General features: G+C 52.0%; 7 protein-coding genes, 4 tRNA genes, 1 rRNA gene, 6 pseudogenes and 6 other annotated features (1 of these 24 only partly in view). Of the genes and pseudogenes, 13 read left to right on the top strand and 5 right to left on the bottom strand.

From position 1 onward, the window contains the following. Positions 1–595 (bottom strand) — a sequence feature (most likely nonfunctional fraction of RNA operon); it reaches 833 nt to the left of the window's first position. A gap of 124 nt (positions 596–719) precedes the next feature. Next, positions 720–1,748, top strand: coding sequence for a UDP-N-acetylmuramate dehydrogenase (gene murB / locus Q5705_20895; protein ID WLI76982.1), 1,029 nt, complete (start codon positions 720–722; stop codon positions 1,746–1,748). Continuing rightward, positions 1,745–2,707, top strand: coding sequence for a bifunctional biotin--[acetyl-CoA-carboxylase] ligase/biotin operon repressor BirA (birA, locus tag Q5705_20900; GenBank protein WLI76983.1), 963 nt, complete (start codon positions 1,745–1,747; stop codon positions 2,705–2,707). Before murB ends, birA begins: the two co-directional genes overlap by 4 nt. Positions 2,708–2,740: 33 nt before the next feature. On the opposite strand, the gene coaA is transcribed toward birA, so the two are convergent. Then, positions 2,741–3,691 carry a type I pantothenate kinase gene (gene coaA / locus Q5705_20905; protein WLI76984.1) on the bottom strand — a complete coding sequence of 317 codons (951 nt, stop codon included), beginning with the start codon at positions 3,689–3,691 and terminating at the stop codon, positions 2,741–2,743. A gap of 392 nt (positions 3,692–4,083) precedes the next feature. On the opposite strand from coaA, the gene Q5705_20910 reads away from it, so the two are divergent. The 7 genes and pseudogenes from Q5705_20910 (at position 4,084) to Q5705_20940 (ending at position 8,490) form a co-directional block, all read left to right on the top strand. Then, positions 4,084–4,159: transfer RNA gene (locus tag Q5705_20910), tRNA-Thr, on the top strand. Between the two features lie 8 nt (positions 4,160–4,167). Beyond that, positions 4,168–4,252, top strand: a tRNA-Tyr gene (locus tag Q5705_20915). 111 nt (positions 4,253–4,363) lie between these two features. Then, a tRNA-Gly gene (locus Q5705_20920) sits at positions 4,364–4,438 on the top strand. A gap of 5 nt (positions 4,439–4,443) precedes the next feature. Continuing rightward, a tRNA-Thr gene (locus Q5705_20925) sits at positions 4,444–4,519 on the top strand. A 114-nt stretch (positions 4,520–4,633) separates the two neighbouring features. Beyond that, positions 4,634–4,699, top strand: a pseudogene (locus Q5705_20930) (elongation factor Tu). A 29-nt stretch (positions 4,700–4,728) separates the two neighbouring features. Beyond that, positions 4,729–11,500, top strand: a sequence feature (most likely nonfunctional fraction of RNA operon). After that, positions 6,679–7,608, top strand: coding sequence for a homoserine O-succinyltransferase (gene metA, locus Q5705_20935; GenBank protein ID WLI76985.1), 930 nt, complete (start codon positions 6,679–6,681; stop codon positions 7,606–7,608). (Overlaps the previous feature by 930 nt.) Beyond that, a pseudogene (locus Q5705_20940) lies at positions 7,684–8,490 on the top strand (flagellin). Here the strand turns inward: Q5705_20940 and Q5705_20945 are convergent. Then, a complete protein-coding gene (locus Q5705_20945; GenBank protein ID WLI76986.1) occupies positions 8,768–9,040 on the bottom strand; it encodes a transposase in 273 nt (90 codons plus the stop codon). Beyond that, positions 10,509–11,180 (bottom strand): annotated as a pseudogene (locus tag Q5705_20950) (IS4 family transposase). Positions 11,501–11,649: 149 nt before the next feature. Here Q5705_20950 and rrf point away from each other — a divergent pair. Continuing rightward, positions 11,650–11,765: ribosomal RNA gene (gene rrf / locus Q5705_20955) — 5S ribosomal RNA — on the top strand. A 32-nt stretch (positions 11,766–11,797) separates the two neighbouring features. After that, a pseudogene (locus Q5705_20960) lies at positions 11,798–12,338 on the top strand (IS3 family transposase). A 291-nt stretch (positions 12,339–12,629) separates the two neighbouring features. On the opposite strand, the gene Q5705_20965 reads toward Q5705_20960, so the two are convergent. After that, entirely contained in the window at positions 12,630–13,334 is a 705-nt protein-coding gene (locus Q5705_20965) for a transposase (protein WLI76987.1), read from the bottom strand. Beyond that, positions 13,300–13,791: pseudogene (locus tag Q5705_20970) on the bottom strand (GTP-binding protein). The gene Q5705_20965 and the pseudogene Q5705_20970 overlap by 35 nt, the downstream one beginning before the upstream one ends. 406 nt (positions 13,792–14,197) lie before the next feature. Here Q5705_20970 and Q5705_20975 point away from each other — a divergent pair. Both Q5705_20975 and Q5705_20980 read left to right on the top strand, forming a co-directional pair. Next, positions 14,198–14,677 (top strand): hypothetical protein, encoded by a 480-nt coding sequence (locus Q5705_20975; protein WLI76988.1) that lies wholly within the window; start codon positions 14,198–14,200, stop codon positions 14,675–14,677. Positions 14,678–14,882: 205 nt separating this feature from the next. Further along, positions 14,883–15,299: a sequence feature (16S ribosomal RNA rRNA prediction is too short), on the bottom strand. Positions 15,300–15,393: 94 nt separating this feature from the next. Continuing rightward, positions 15,394–15,660, top strand: a pseudogene (locus tag Q5705_20980) (transposase domain-containing protein). Next, positions 15,652–16,925 (bottom strand) — a sequence feature (mutual gap in cmsearch alignment for this rRNA model is longer than 100). It overlaps the preceding pseudogene by 9 nt. Further along, positions 15,860–16,383, bottom strand: a sequence feature (23S ribosomal RNA rRNA prediction is too short). (Overlaps the previous feature by 524 nt.) Beyond that, positions 16,619–16,881, top strand: a sequence feature (23S ribosomal RNA rRNA prediction is too short). It lies within the feature at positions 15,652–16,925.

The following is a 16,925-nucleotide window of genomic DNA, read 5'->3' on the forward strand; positions in this document are numbered from 1 at the left end:
TCCGGAAGCCACGCCTCAAGGGCACAACCTCCAAGTCGACATCGTTTACGGCGTGGACTACCAGGGTATCTAATCCTGTTTGCTCCCCACGCTTTCGCACCTGAGCGTCAGTCTTCGTCCAGGGGGCCGCCTTCGCCACCGGTATTCCTCCAGATCTCTACGCATTTCACCGCTACACCTGGAATTCTACCCCCCTCTACGAGACTCAAGCCTGCCAGTTTCGGATGCAGTTCCCGGGTTGAGCCCGGGGATTTCACATCCGACTTGACAGACCGCCTGCGTGCGCTTTACGCCCAGTAATTCCGATTAACGCTTGCACCCTCCGTATTACCGCGGCTGCTGGCACGGAGTTAGCCGGTGCTTCTTCTGCGGGTAACGTCAATGAAAATGGTTATTAACTAAGGGTGAGGTCCCCAGTTCGACTCTGGGTATCAGCACCAGTTATAACGGTTAAAGTTCGGCACTTAGAAAAGAATTTGCCTGGCGGCAACAGCGCGGTGGTCCCACCTGACCCCATGCCGAACTCAGAAGTGAAACGCCGTAGCGCCGATGGTAGTGTGGGGTCTCCCCATGCGAGAGTAGGGAACTGCCAGGCATCAAATAAGTGAAAAGGCCATCCGAAAGGATGGCCTTTTTGCGTTTTATCTCAATGAAACACCACAAGCGCTCATCTTTCTGATGCGGTAAACTAGCCGTGTTTTTGCCTCAGGATAGCGTGAATGAATCTCTCCCTTAAGCCCTGGAATACCTTTGGTATCGATCGTAATGCCAACCGCATTGTATGTGCAGAAAATACGCAGCAACTGCTGGAAGCCTGGCAGTCAGCAGTACAAAAACAGCAGCCTGTTCTAATCCTCGGTGAAGGAAGCAATGTACTTTTTCTGGAAGACTTTGCCGGGACAGTCATTGTTAATCGCATCAAAGGCATTGAGGTTCATGAAGAAGCTGATGCATGGCTCCTGCACATAGGGGCAGGAGAAAACTGGCATAACCTCGTGCAGTTAACGCTCGATCGCGGTATGCCCGGCCTTGAGAATCTTGCATTGATACCTGGCTGCGCAGGATCTTCACCTATCCAGAACATCGGCGCATATGGTGTAGAGCTAAGCCACGTCTGCAATTATGTCGATTGCGTAGAGCTCAGTAGCGGCAAACCGCAACGTTTGCCCGCTCAAGCCTGCCGTTTTGGCTATCGCGACAGCATTTTTAAACATGAATATCAGGATGTTTATGCCATCACAGCTGTGGGGCTACGGTTGCCTAAAGCCTGGCAGCCGGTATTGAATTATGGTGATCTGGCCCGTCTTGACCCAATCACCGCCACGCCGCAACAAGTTTTTGAGGCGGTATGCCACATGCGCACCAGCAAATTGCCGGATCCTAAAATTAACGGTAATGCTGGCAGCTTCTTTAAAAATCCAGTAGTTACTGCCGAGCAGTCCACCATTTTACTGGCTGATTATCCGAGCGCCCCACACTATCCTCAGGCAGACGGCTCTGTGAAGCTAGCTGCCGGCTGGCTCATCGATCAATGCCAGTTGAAAGGTGTATCGGTAGGTGACGCGGCAGTCCACCACTTGCAAGCTTTGGTGCTGATCAATACAGGAAAAGCTACAAGTGAAGATGTGGTGCAACTCGCGCATGTGGTTCGTCAACGCGTGGGTGAGAAATTTAATGTCTGGCTGGAGCCAGAGGTGCGGTTTATCGGCCGTTCCGGCGAAGTGAACGCAGTAGAGGCTATTGCATGAAAGATAATACCGTCCCGTTGACGCTCATCTCTATTCTGGCAGATGGTGAATTCCATTCCGGTGAGCAACTCGGCGAGCATTTAGGCATGAGCCGCGCAGCTATCAATAAACATGTCCAGACGCTCCGTGATTGGGGTGTGGACGTTTTTACCGTGCCGGGTAAAGGCTACAGCCTTCCTGAACCCATCCAGCTACTGGATAAAAACCTTATCAGTAGCCAGATAAAACAAGGTAACGTCGCTGTTTTGCCGGTGATTGATTCAACTAACCAATATCTGCTGGAACGCCTGAGCGAGTTGCAGTCTGGCGATGCCTGCGTCGCTGAATACCAGCAGGCCGGGCGTGGCCGACGTGGTCGTAAATGGGTTTCGCCTTTTGGCGCGAACCTTTATATCTCTATGTACTGGCGTCTCGAACAAGGCCCGGCCGCAGCTATTGGATTGAGTCTGGTTATTGGTATCGTAATGGCTGAAGTGCTACGCGACTTAGGCGCTGACCAGGTCCGGGTTAAATGGCCAAACGATCTCTATTTGCAAGACCGAAAACTTGCAGGGATCCTCGTTGAATTAACAGGTAAAACAGGCGATGCTGCGCAAATTGTGATTGGTGCAGGGGTTAACCTCGTCATGCGCAAAGCACAAGCTGAGGACATAAACCAGAGCTGGATTAATTTGCAGGAAGCGGGCGTTCGTATTGATCGTAACTTACTGGCGGCACGTCTGATAACTGAACTACGCACGGCTTTACAATACTTTGAGCAGGATGGTCTTATGCCCTTCCTCTCTCGCTGGGAAGCGTTAGATAACTTTATTAACCGCCCTGTGAAACTGATTATTGGCGAGAAAGAAATATTCGGCATCTCCCGAGGGATTGATGCGCAAGGCGCGCTACTGCTTGAGCAAAATGGTGTGATTAAACCCTGGGTGGGTGGGGAAATATCGTTACGCAGTGCAGAGTAATAACAAGGGGAGCGAGAATGCTCCCCTTGTTCGTTATTTACGCAGACGCACTTGCTCAACAGCATGATTGGCGCTTTTGGTCATAATCAGGCTGGCACGTTCGCGCGTTGGTAGGATATTTTCTTTAAGATTTAATCCGTTAATTTCTTTCCACAACGATTGAGCAATCTCTACCGCTTCTTCTTTTGATAGTTTCGCATAATTGTGGAAATAGGAATCAGGGTTGGTAAACGCCCCTTCACGGAATTTCAGGAAGCGATTGATATACCAGGTCTGGAGCAAATCTTCGGGCGCATCGACATAAATAGAGAAGTCGACAAAGTCAGAAACAAAAACATGGTGCGGATCATGGGGATAATCCATACCGCTCTGGAGAACATTCAGCCCTTCAAGAATGAGAATATCCGGTTGGGCAACTGTCTTATCCCCATCGGGAATGACATCGTAGATCAGATGCGAATAAACCGGAGCCGTGACATTTGTTACCCCGGACTTAATATCCGAAACGAACTGCACGAGACGGTGCATATCATACGATTGAGGAAATCCTTTCTTCTTCATTAGCCCGCGATCCTTCAACACCTGGTTCGGGTGTAAAAAGCCATCGGTAGTAATGAGTTCAACGCGGCGATGTTCCGGCCAACGGCTCAACAACGCCTGCAATACGCGCGCGGTGGTGCTTTTGCCTACCGCAACGCTGCCAGCGATGCTGATGATATAGGGAATACGTTGCCCATTAGTGCCGAGAAATTGTTCCAGTACAGCCTGACGGCGCAGGTTGGAACTAATGTAGAAATTAAGTAAACGGGAAAGGGGAAGGTAAATCTCAGCCACTTCTTCCAAAGAAAGGTCTTCATTAATGCCTTTTAATCTCGCGATTTCACCCTCAGTCAGGGTCATCGGAACAGAATCACGAAGAGCAGCCCACTGGCTGCGATTAAACTGTAAGTAAGGCGTCATTAACGTTTGCTCTTTTTTACTCATAAGCTTTTATCTGCCTGCCATTACGACCATTGCTCACTATTCTTGCGTGCAATGTTTAGATAATGCTATGGCTCGACGTTATTGAAATAAGTGTGATCAATGGGCAGGAGGTTAACACCAGATGACAGCGAATAATATTAAAAATCATGTCCAGATAATGGTTTCCGCTGCAAGTGTCATGCTTTCTGCCAGAGCTGGCAATAGTATCGGCAATGCGTAACCGTATAAGAAAATGGCGCTCAGTAAATGAATAATGATGGTTTTTTCCACGGTGTTGCATGAAATTACAGCATTTCTTCGGGTTGTCGTGCAAAATGTGAGCGATAGAACGTTTTGTGCAATTTTTTTGTTGCATCCCTCCCTCTGTCTCCCTAGAATGCGCGCTACTTGATGCCGACTTAGCTCAGTAGGTAGAGCAACTGACTTGTAATCAGTAGGTCACCAGTTCGATTCCGGTAGTCGGCACCATCAAGTCCGGTGGGGTTCCCGAGCGGCCAAAGGGAGCAGACTGTAAATCTGCCGTCACAGACTTCGAAGGTTCGAATCCTTCCCCCACCACCATTTTCGGTTACGCTAAAACGTAACCTGAGTTGGTGTCAGTAGTGAATCAGCTCTTAGGGAGAGAATCTTCTCCCGGCAATACAGAAGCACTGGGTAGCCGAGTTTCAGGATGCGGGCATCGTATAATGGCTATTACCTCAGCCTTCCAAGCTGATGATGCGGGTTCGATTCCCGCTGCCCGCTCCAGACGTGCTGATATGGCTCAGTTGGTAGAGCGCACCCTTGGTAAGGGTGAGGTCCCCAGTTCGACTCTGGGTATCAGCACCACTTCACTTCTCCTTCCTGGTTTTTCTTCTGTTATTTAGCATTCAACGAGTCGGGCATGTTGCCTGGTTGATGTGGTGATATCACCGATTTATCCGTGTCTTAGAGGGACAATCGATGTCTAAAGAAAAATATGAACGTAATAAACCGCACGTCAACGTCGGTACTATCGGCCACGTTGACCAGTATAACCAGATTGCTTGGGGTTATATGGTCAAGTGAAGAAGCGCATACGGTGGATGCCTTGGCAGTCAGAGGCGATGAAAGACGTGGTAGCCTGCGAAAAGCTTCGGGGAGTCGGCAAACAGACTTTGATCCGGAGATGTCTGAATGGGGGAACCCAGCCATCATAAGATGGTTATCTTGTACTGAATACATAGGTGCAAGAGGCGAACCAGGGGAACTGAAACATCTAAGTACCCTGAGGAAAAGAAATCAACCGAGATTCCCTTAGTAGTGGCGAGCGAACGGGGACTAGCCCTTAAGTGGCTTTGAGATTAGCGGAACGCTCTGGAAAGTGCGGCCATAGTGGGTGATAGCCCTGTACGCGAAAATCTCTTAGTCATGAAATCGAGTAGGACGGAGCACGAGAAACTTTGTCTGAATATGGGGGGACCATCCTCCAAGGCTAAATACTACTGACTGACCGATAGTGAACTAGTACCGTGAGGGAAAGGCGAAAAGAACCCCGGAGAGGGGAGTGAAATAGATCCTGAAACCGTATGCGTACAAGCAGTGGGAGCCCACTTTGTTGGGTGACTGCGTACCTTTTGTATAATGGGTCAGCGACTTATTTTCAGTGGCGAGCTTAACCGAATAGGGGAGGCGTAGCGAAAGCGAGTCTTAATAGGGCGTCTAGTCGCTGGGAATAGACCCGAAACCGGGCGATCTATCCATGGGCAGGTTGAAGGTTAGGTAACACTGACTGGAGGACCGAACCGACTACCGTTGAAAAGTTAGCGGATGACCTGTGGATCGGAGTGAAAGGCTAATCAAGCTCGGAGATAGCTGGTTCTCCTCGAAAGCTATTTAGGTAGCGCCTCATGTATCACTGTAGGGGGTAGAGCACTGTTTCGGCTAGGGGGTCATCCCGACTTACCAAACCGATGCAAACTCCGAATACCTACAAGTGCCGAGCATGGGAGACACACGGCGGGTGCTAACGTCCGTCGTGAAAAGGGAAACAACCCAGACCGTCAGCTAAGGTCCCAAAGTTATGGTTAAGTGGGAAACGATGTGGGAAGGCTTAGACAGCTAGGAGGTTGGCTTAGAAGCAGCCACCCTTTAAAGAAAGCGTAATAGCTCACTAGTCGAGTCGGCCTGCGCGGAAGATGTAACGGGGCTCAAACCATACACCGAAGCTACGGGTATCACGTAAGTGATGCGGTAGAGGAGCGTTCTGTAAGCCTGTGAAGGTGAGTTGAGAAGCTTGCTGGAGGTATCAGAAGTGCGAATGCTGACATAAGTAACGATAAAGCGGGTGAAAAGCCCGCTCGCCGGAAGACCAAGGGTTCCTGTCCAACGTTAATCGGGGCAGTTGAGAAGCTTGCTGGAGGTATCAGAAGTGCGAATGCTGACATGAGTAACGACAATGGGTGTGAAAAACACCCACGCCGAAAGACCAAGGTTTCCTGCGCAACGTTAATCGACGCAGGGTTAGTCGGTCCCTAAGGCGAGGCTGAAAAGCGTAGTCGATGGAAAACAGGTTAATATTCCTGTACTTCTGGTTATTGCGATGGAGGGACGGAGAAGGCTAGGCCAGCTTGGCGTTGGTTGTCCAAGTTTAAGGTGGTAGGCTGGAATCTTAGGTAAATCCGGGATTCTAAGGCCGAGAGCTGATGACGAGTGTTCCTTTGGAACACGAAGTGGTTGATGCCATGCTTCCAAGAAAGAAAAGCCTCATGCGAAAGCATGGGGCTTTTTTGCTGTTGTTTTTCTGTTTATCCGCTAAAGGAAGTAGCCATGGTCGTTCTGTACGCTCAGCTTTATAAAAACCGAATGGTTACGCAGCCCCACCATCACTCACTAACCCATCACAGCGCAAACCGTGATGTGAAACTTTCTCACCTTCCACATGCAAGCTCGACATTTTCGCCATTCCTGGGTATTGTCAGCGGTCTGGATGTCTAAACGTTTAAACGTATGTAGTAAGGATATAAGTTATGCCGATTCGGGTGCAGGACGAGCTGCCAGCCGTCAATTTCTTACGTGATGAAAACGTCTTTGTAATGACGACTTCTCGCGCGACAGTGCAGGAAATTCGTCCCCTTAAGGTGCTTATCCTCAACCTGATGCCGAAAAAAATCGAGACGGAAAACCAGTTCCTGCGCCTGCTGTCGAACTCACCCTTACAAGTTGATGTTCGCCTGTTGCGTATCGATTCCCGCGAGTCGCGCAACACGCCAGCCGAGCACCTGAACACCTTTTACTGTAATTTCGACGAAGTCTGCGATGAGAACTTTGATGGTCTGATCGTCACCGGCGCGCCGTTAGGCCTGATAGAGTTTAATGATGTCGCCTATTGGCCGCAGATCGAGCAGGTTCTCGAATGGGCAAAAGATCACGTTACCTCGACACTGTTTGTCTGTTGGGCAGTACAAGCCGCATTAAACATTCTCTATGGCATCCCCAAACAGACCCGCAGCGAAAAACTCTCAGGCGTATACGAACATCATCTCCTCCATCCACATGCTCTGTTAACACGGGGTTTTGACGATGTATTTCTTGCGCCGCACTCGCGCTACGCTGATTTCCCGTCGGCGCTGATCCGTGATTACACCGATCTTGAGATCCTCGCGGAAACCGCAGACGGCGACGCATACCTGTTTGCCAGCAAAGATAAGCGTATCGCTTTTGTCACCGGCCACCCGGAATATGATGCCCACACCCTGGCAAGCGAGTATTTCCGTGACGTGGAAGCGGGTCTGCAACCCGAATTGCCGCACAATTATTTTCCGCAAGATGATCCGCAACATAAACCACGCGCCTCCTGGCGTAGTCACGGCAATTTGCTGTTCATCAACTGGCTTAACTACTACGTCTACCAGATCACACCATACGATCTGCGTCATATGAATCCGACGCTGGATTAAGCGTTTCAGCCCCTTATTACAGGCACCTTCGGGTTAATGCCGATCGTTTAAGGATCGGTTGACCGATCCGGTGGCGAGCGTCTGTCTTCCGGTCTGCGTATCAACAGTGCCAAAGATGATGCTGCCGGCCAGGCGATCGCTAACCGCTTTACTTCCAACATCAACGGCCTGACCGTTGCTGCCCGTAACGCGAACGACGGTATCTCTCTGGCGCAGACCGCTGAAGGCGCGCTGAGCGAAATCAACAACAACCTGCAACGTGTTCGTGACCTGACCGTGCAGGCGCAGAACAGCTCCAACTCCGCGTCTGACATCGACTCCATCCAGGCTGAAGTTAACCAGCGTCTGGCGGAAATCGACCGTGTAACCAAGCAAACTGATTTTAACGGCACCAAAATACTGGACAACGATGATGCGAAAACCTTTAACTTCCAGGTTGGCTCCAAAGATGGTGAAACTATCGGTATCACCATGAATGCGAGCTCCGACTGGAACCTGTACAAAGCAACTGCCACCGCAGGCACTGGTAATGCAAGCGTCTCTGGTACTGATCGTACAGTGAAAGTCAGCGGTTTCGATGTGCTGACTGCAACCGGAACCGACGCTAATGGCGCGACTACTGGTGCTCTGTCCACTATTGATGATGCTATTAAAGCGGTTGATACTCAGCGCAGCCTGCTGGGTGCGTCTCAGAACCGTTTCGAGTCCACCATCACTAACCTGAATAACACCGTGAATAACCTGTCTGCAGCCCGAAGCCGTATTCAGGACTCCGACTACGCGACGGAAGTGTCGAACATGTCCCGTGCGCAGATCCTGCAACAGGCGGGTTCTTCCGTGCTGGCTCAGGCCAACCAGGTTCCGCAGACCATGCTGTCCTGAGGCTGGCGTTGTTTACTGACAATGTTGGCCTCCCTCATTAGCGTTCTGACAAGGCCTCTTCCGATCGCGATGTTTTGGGACTTCAGGTTCTTGCTGATCATTCTGGAACCCATGGCTTCCCGGCTTTCGCTGTGCAGTTCAACCACTTTCAGCTTGAGTTCCTCGCGTCTGATCCGCGGTTTGGCTCGCCGCTGAAGCCACTCATAAAAGCTGCTGCGCTTCACATCGAAAACACGACACACAATGGCAGTCGGGAACGACTCTCTTAGTTCCGCAATCATCGAAAACGATCGGGATCCGACATCAAGAGAGCGGTAGCCTTTTTTAAGATCTCGGCTTCCATTTCCATGCGCTTGATCTTGGCCTTCAGTTCCTTGCCTTTAACTGGCTGCCCCTCGCGCTCCTTGCGAACCTGATCGACCCAGCGCCGTAAAGCGGTGGGCCCGATATCCAGCGATGCACAAACGTCTGGAACCGGGCAGTTATCATCAAGCACCATGCTGGCAGCATGCAGCTTGAACTCGCGGGTATAGACCTTTCTTTCGTTCATGGAACCTCCAAGTTGGCGAAATCATATCGCCCTTAAGAGGTGTCCGGAATTATTAGGCCAGTTCAGATTCCTTGTCGGGTAAGTTCCGACCTGCACGAATGGCGTAACGATGGCGGCGCTGTCTCCACCCGAGACTCAGTGAAATTGAAATCGCTGTGAAGATGCAGTGTATCCGCGGCTAGACGGAAAGACCCCGTGAACCTTTACTATAGCTTTGCACTGGACTTTGAATTTGCTTGTGTAGGATAGGTGGGAGGCTTTGAAGCGTGGACGCCAGTTCGCGTGGAGCCATCCTTGAAATACCACCCTGGCAACTTTGAGGTTCTAACTCAGGTCCGTTATCCGGATCGAGGACAGTGTATGGTGGGTAGTTTGACTGGGGCGGTCTCCTCCTAAAGCGTAACGGAGGAGCACGAAGGTCAGCTCAGACCGGTCGGAAATCGGTCGTAGAGTATAAAGGCAAAAGCGCGCGTGACTGCGAGACAGACACGTCGAGCAGGTACGAAAGTAGGTCTTAGTAGGTCCGTTATCCGGATCGAGGACAGTGTATGGTGGGTAGTTTGACTGGGGCGGTCTCCTCCTAAAGAGTAACGGAGGAGTACGAAGGTGCGCTCAGACCGGTCGGAAATCGGTCGTAGAGTATAAAGGCAAAAGCGCGCTTGACTGCGAGACAGACACGTCGAGCAGGTACGAAAGTAGGTCTTAGTGATCCGGTGGTTCTGTATGGAAGGGCCATCGCTCAACGGATAAAAGGTACTCCGGGGATACGTCCTACGGGAGAAAGCAGGGGACCTTCGGGCCTTGCGCTATCAGATGAGCCTAGGTCGGATTAGCTAGTTGGTGAGGTAATGGCTCACCAAGGCGACGATCCGTAACTGGTCTGAGAGGATGATCAGTCACACTGGAACTGAGACACGGTCCAGACTCCTACGGGAGGCAGCAGTGGGGAATATTGGACAATGGGCGAAAGCCTGATCCAGCCATGCCGCGTGTGTGAAGAAGGTCTTCGGATTGTAAAGCACTTTAAGTTGGGAGGAAGGGCATTAACCTAATACGTTAGTGTTTTGACGTTACCGACAGAATAAGCACCGGCTAACTCTGTGCCAGCAGCCGCGGTAATACAGAGGGTGCAAGCGTTAATCGGAATTACTGGGCGTAAAGCGCGCGTAGGTGGTTTGTTAAGTTGGATGTGAAAGCCCCGGGCTCAACCTAATACGTTAGTGTTTTGACGTTACCGACAGAATAAGCACCGGCTAACTCTGTGCCAGCAGCCGCGGTAATACAGAGGGTGCAAGCGTTAATCGGAATTACTGGGCGTAAAGCGCGCGTAGGTGGTTTGTTAAGTTGGATGTGAAAGCCCCGGGCTCAACCTGGGAACTGCATTCAAAACTGACAAGCTAGAGTATGGTAGAGGGTGGTGGAATTTCCTGTGTAGCGGTGAAATGCGTAGATATAGGATTTTTAAGGGATATTTAGCTCTCTTCTCCCTGACTTCCCTTGCATATTCCCGTTCACGCCTCGGGGGTAGTTTCAGCATCGCGGCATTGCTGTAGAAGTGCCTGAGATGCCCCGGCACTGCACCCGGTGATGACCATGGCAGCCCGGTTAACAACCGCAGTATCTCTGCCACCGAACCGCTGAAGCTCAGCTGATACGGCAGATAATCTCCTTTCAGGCTGAACGCCATTTTCACCATCTGATACCGCACCAGGTTGTATGTCAGCAGTATCCCCCACAGCTCCTGTCTCACCATCTCCGGTAATTTACTTCTCAGCGTCCAGCGGTTGCCGCACAGGAACTGCTTCGCCTCACGGTACCCCAGTTCGATTTCCCACCGGTGTTTGTAGAGTTCTGCTATGTCTGCCGCCGGGTAACGCATCGCATCCGTCATTGATGTGACAACCTGACGTTCCACGCCGTTAACCTTCCTGCTGATTAACCGGACAGTGAGCTCATCCGGCAGACCTTCCCACTGTTTTCTGGCCTGCGGGGTGGTCTTCAGCGTTATCAGCTCATCCCGTTTGCCCAGCCTGCGAACTGCCTCATACTGCGTGCCTTTCCTCAGCGGCAGCAGCCAGTGACGATTTTCTCCCGCACGGTGCCAGTCATGCAGCAGACCTGTTGACCAGAAGCCCCTGTTTTAGAACGTCGTGAGACAGTTCGGTCCCTATCTGCCGTGGACGTTTGAGATTTGAGAGGGGCTGCTCCTAGTACGAGAGGACCGGAGTGGACGAACCTCTGGTGTTCCGGTTGTCACGCCAGTGGCATTGCCGGGTAGCTATGTTCGGAAAAGATAACCGCTGAAAGCATCTAAGCGGGAAACTTGCCTCAAGATGAGATCTCACTGGGACCTTGAGTCCCCTGAAGGGCCGTCGAAGACTACGACGTTGATAGGTTGGGTGTGTAAGCGCTGTGAGGCGTTGAGCTAACCAATACTAATTGCCCGTGAGGCTTGACCATATAACACCCAAGCAATTTGCGTCGAAAGGCCAGATTGCGGTGTGTGAAGACGAAATGAACCGAAAGTTCGACGCTCACAAAACACCGACTTCTATTACATACCCAATTTGCTGAAGCGAGGCATATGCCACGACTCAGTACCCGAATTTCTTGACGACCATAGAGCATTGGAACCACCTGATCCCATCCCGAACTCAGCAGTGAAACGATGCATCGCCGATGGTAGTGTGGGGTTTCCCCATGTGAGAGTAGGTCATCGTCAAGATTAAATTCCGAAACCCCTATCTGCGTATGCAGGTAGGGGTTTTGTTTTTGCAGCCCACCCACAGGTATAAACGTGGAGGTCATGAACACATCGCTATCCCTAATCACCTTGAGCGACAGTTCGCAGTGACAGAGCCTAATCAGGTGTGGTGCGGTGACGTATATCTGGACAGGAAAGCGCCGGGCTTACCTCGCTGTTGTTCTCGACCTGTTCGCAAGGAAACCGGTGGGATGGGCAATGTCGTTCTCACCGGACAGCAGACTGACTATCAAAGCACTGGAAATGGCGTGGGAAACGCGCGGTAAGCCAGCCGGAGTAATGTTCCACAGCGATCAGGGCAGTCATTATACGAGCCGGCAGTACCAGCAATTACTGTGGCGATACCGGATCAAGCAGAGTATGAGCCGGCGTGGAAACTGCTGGGATAATAGTCCTATGGAACGCTTCTTCCGGAGCCTGAAGAATGAGTGGGTACCGGTGACGGGTTACATAAGCTTCAGCGATGCAGCTCACGCAATAACGGACTATATCGTCGGGTATTACAGCTCGCTCAGGCCGCATGAATATAATTAGTATTAATAACAGCCATGATAGTTATCCTTCATTAATATATGTGAGTTCCGGTATGCGCCAGCGGCTTCATCACCGTCATAATAGTTATCGACGAGGTTAACGAACTCTTTAGATCTTTTTCTTCTCAATGGGGATTATTCGCCATGAGAAAACATAACATACTGAAAATAATTAAAAAATACCTTTCAAAACAGCATCTATTGCCCAATAAAAGCATATTAGAACGGATGGTATCCCCGTATTTGCAGGGTGCATAGTTTCAATTTTATAGCCCTAACGTAAATATATTTGCTATCCCGCTACAAAGGTTAATTCCACTTTTTCTCTGACCTTGCAAAATACATTAATCACACGCACCACGGCTGGTATTTCATTAGCACAAAAAAAAGCGCCGACAGGCGGCGCTTTTTTATTACGAACTTTGCGATTAACGCAGCAAGGACAGCATGGTCTGCGGAACCTGGTTGGCCTGAGCCAGCAAGTAGCAGTCAGTTCGCCGATCCCTTCAATCGCTTTGCAGCGTCTGATGTTTTCGCTAATACCAGCCTCTTGGCTAGCCTTACGCAGTAACTTCTGAATAGCCTGATCAGACTGTTTGAAGTGCTCCAACTGCTGGGCCGATAGCGCTTTCAAAAGGGGTTCGCTCGACCAGCTCAGCATGAGCGCGACGTGGGCTTTTATCAGTTGAGCACGTTTGTTAAGCAAGCTTTTAAGCACGGTATAGAGCGGCGGCGGTGGGTTCCAGATCCGCAGCCGTTGCTGCTCACTGGACAGATAACGTGCCAGCAGGCGGGCATCACACGGATCGGTTTTTGCTCGCTGGCCAATACTTTCGCGGTAATGACTCACCCGATAAGCATCCACAACATAAACGCGATGGCCCATGCCATGAGCCAGTTCAGCCGCGTCCAAGTGGTAGAGGCTGGTGGCCTCCAGGGCAATCGAGCTTTGCGCCGGCAGGGTCGCCCGGGAAATCGTACTGAGACAGCAGTTCACGAACTTCCATCTCTACCAGTTCCAGCAGCTCTTCGTCATCAACCATGTCACATTTGTTCAGGAACACGATGATGTACGGAACGCCTACCTGACGACCCAGCAGGATGTGCTCACGGGTCTGCGGCATCGGGCCGTCAGTCGCAGCAACAACCAGGATCGCGCCATCCATCTGCGCAGCACCGGTGATCATGTTTTTAACATAGTCGGCGTGGCCCGGGCAGTCTACGTGTGCGTAGTGGCGAGCCTCGGTATCATATTCAACGTGAGAAGTGTTGATGGTGATACCACGCGCTTTTTCTTCCGGCGCGTTATCGATCTGGTCGAATGCGCGAGCAGCACCGCCGAACTTTTTAGACAGAACGGTAGTGATTGCAGCGGTCAGAGTAGTTTTACCATGGTCAACGTGGCCGATAGTACCGACGTTGACGTGCGGTTTAAGGCGTGCTCCTTCAGCCACTCGGACACCTCACCACATTGTATTGCTACCCGCCACGCAGGAGGGCAACGGGGCGCTACTATAGGGAGTTGCGCTGAAGCGGTCAAGCAGATTTTCAGCATTAAAGATTGTTCGCTTAAGGTGTGAGCAATGGCGAGAATTAGCGCGAAAATGGGTGGGTATTGCGGGGTTAAAAAGCTGTTAGATGGCGCTAGCGCTTATCCAACCCACAGGTTCGCGTAGGCCTGATAAGGCGAAGCCGCCATCAGGCGTTTGGTGTGCTGGCGCTGAATGTTAGGCCGGGGGGGATTGACTCGCTTCGCTCGCCCTGCGGGCAGCCCACTCCCTGCGTTCGTGGTCTGTCCAACGGGCGATTGCCCGTTGTCGAACCCCGGTCGGGGATTCTCATCCCCCCGGCATTTGCAATATGCGAAAAAAAAGCCCGCATTTGCATGCACTGGCCACCGGAATCGGTTGCCAGCAGGCTGGCTTGGGCGCCGATGTAACGGGCCAGCGGCTCGACCTGCGACCAGGCTTCAGGTGTGGTGTAGAGGTGCGCGACCGCTTCGAAATCGCAATGCAGGTCGAGCACCATGTCGGCGTCGCAGGCCAGTCGCTGCAGGGTCAGGCGCTGGGATTGCAATTGGGTGCCGGCGGTCTGCCGGGCCAGCGCGTCGCGCAGGTTGCTGCGGATCAATTGCAGGTTGTGCTGCGGATCGTCACCGAGCTTGCCTTCGATCGCGTTGCCGACTTCCTCGCTGAGGTCGACGAACCAGCGGTTGAAGTTCTGGCCGCTTTCCAGTTCGTAGCGACCCAGCGGCAGACGGAGAAGCGATCAACCTGTACGCCGCCTTCAACGAGCACGACGAAGCACGCTACGTTGTCGAAACCATCGAAAGCGCGCTGAAAACCGGCTTGTCTCGAAGCGATATCGCGATTCTGTACCGCTCCAACGCCCAGTCGCGGGTTCTGGAAGAAGCCTTGCTGCGCGAGCGCATTCCCTACCGTATCTATGGCGGTCAGCGCTTCTTCGAACGCGCCGAAATCAAGAACGCCATGGCCTACATGCGCTTGCTCGAAGGCCGCGGTAACGATGCTGCGCTGGAACGGGTCATCAACGTACCGGCCCGTGGCATCGGCGAGAAAACCGTCGAAGCGATCCGCGACCATGCGCGCCACAGCGATGCCTCCCGTAGGAGTCTGGACCGTGTCTCAGTTCCAGTGTGGCTGGTCATCCTCTCAGACCAGCTAGGGATCGTCGCCTTGGTGAGCCGTTACCCCACCAACAAGCTAATCCCATCTGGGCACATCTGATGGCAAGAGGCCCGAAGGTCCCCCTCTTTGGTCCGAAGACGTTATGCGGTATTAGCTACCGTTTCCAGTAGTTATCCCCCTCCATCAGGCAGTTTCCCAGACATTACTCACCCGTCCGCCACTCGTCAGCGAAGCAGCAAGCTGCTTCCTGTTACCGTCCGACTTGCATGTGTTAGGCCTGCCGCCAGCGTTCAATCTGAGCCATGATCAAACTCTTCAATTTAATAATGCCGATCGTTTAAGGATCGGTTGACCGATCCGGTGGCTCGTGTAAAAAGGGTTCCATGCTCATCATGGAACCCTTTTTAAATGGAACTTTCACAGGCCCTCGGCATTATTAATCTTACCGCACCCGATGAAGTTCAGAGCCTTGCCGACCTCCTTCCCCCTGACCTCATTCAGCAGGCATTTGCCCTCACCGACACAGTGACACTTCGTAAACGCAAACTCCCCCTTGAATCCATGGTCTGGCTGGTTATCGGCATGGCTATATTCAACAACAAACCCCTCTCTCATATCGTCAACCTGATGGATATCGTTGACCGCACCGGCAGGTCGTTTACTGCCCCCAGCTCTGATCCAGCCGCAGGTTCCCCTACGGCTACCTTGTTACGACTTCACCCCAGTCATGAATCACACCGTGGTAACCGTCCTCCCGAAGGTTAGACTAGCTACTTCTGGTGCAACCCACTCCCATGGTGTGACGGGCGGTGTGTACAAGGCCCGGGAACGTATTCACCGTGGCATTCTGATCCACGATTACTAGCGATTCCGACTTCGTGGAGTCGAGTTGCAGACTCCAGTCCGGACTACGACGCACTTTATGAGGTCCGCTTGCTCTCGCGAGGTCGCTTCTCTTTGTATGCGCCATTGTAGCACGTGTGTAGCCCTGGTCGTAAGGGCCACCGTTATAGTTACGGCCGCCGTTTACCGGGGCTTCGATCAAGAGCTTCGCGTTAGCTAACCCCATCAATTAACCTTCCGGCACCGGGCAGGCGTCACACCGTATACGTCCACTTTCGTGTTTGCACAGTGCTGTGTTTTTAATAAACAGTTGCAGCCAGCTGGTATCTTCGACTGGTTTCAGCTCCGCGAGCAAGTCGCTTCACCTACGCACCAGCGTGCCTTCTCCCGAAGTTACGGCACCATTTTGCCTAGTTCCTTCACCCGAGTTCTCTCAAGCGCCTTGGTATTCTCTACCTGACCACCTGTGTCGGTTTGGGCCCGGCTTAGCCAGTACCTGACCACGTTCGATTTCTTCACGTTTGATACCACGCAGCAGAACACCAACGTTCTCACCAGCACGGCCTTCGTCCAGCAGTTTGCGGAACATTTCAACGCCGGTACAGGTGGATTTCGCGGTATCCTTGATACCAACGATTTCAACTTCTTCACCAACTTTGATGATGCCGCGCTCTACACGACCGGTAACAACGGTACCACGACCGGAGATGGAGAATACGTCTTCGATCGGCAGCAGGAACGGACGGTCAATCGCACGCTCAGGTTCCGGGATGTAGGAATCCAGGTAGCCTGGAGAACTGAGGGGGGCTGCTCCTAGTACGAGAGGACCGGAGTGGACGCATCACTGGTGTTCGGGTTGTCATGCCAATGGCACTGCCCGGTAGCTAAATGCGGAAGAGATAAGTGCTGAAAGCATCTAAGCACGAAACTTGCCCCGAGATGAGTTCTCCCTGAGCCTTAAAGGCTCCTGAAGGAACGTTGAAGACGACGACGTTGATAGGCCGGGTGTGTAAGCGCAGCGATGCGTTGAGCTAACCGGTACTAATGAACCGTGAGGCTTAACCTTACAACGCCGAAGATGTTTTGGCGGAGAGAGA

Source organism: Kosakonia sp. H02 (genome assembly GCA_030704225.1).
Taxonomy (GTDB): Bacteria; Pseudomonadota; Gammaproteobacteria; order Enterobacterales; family Enterobacteriaceae; genus Kosakonia.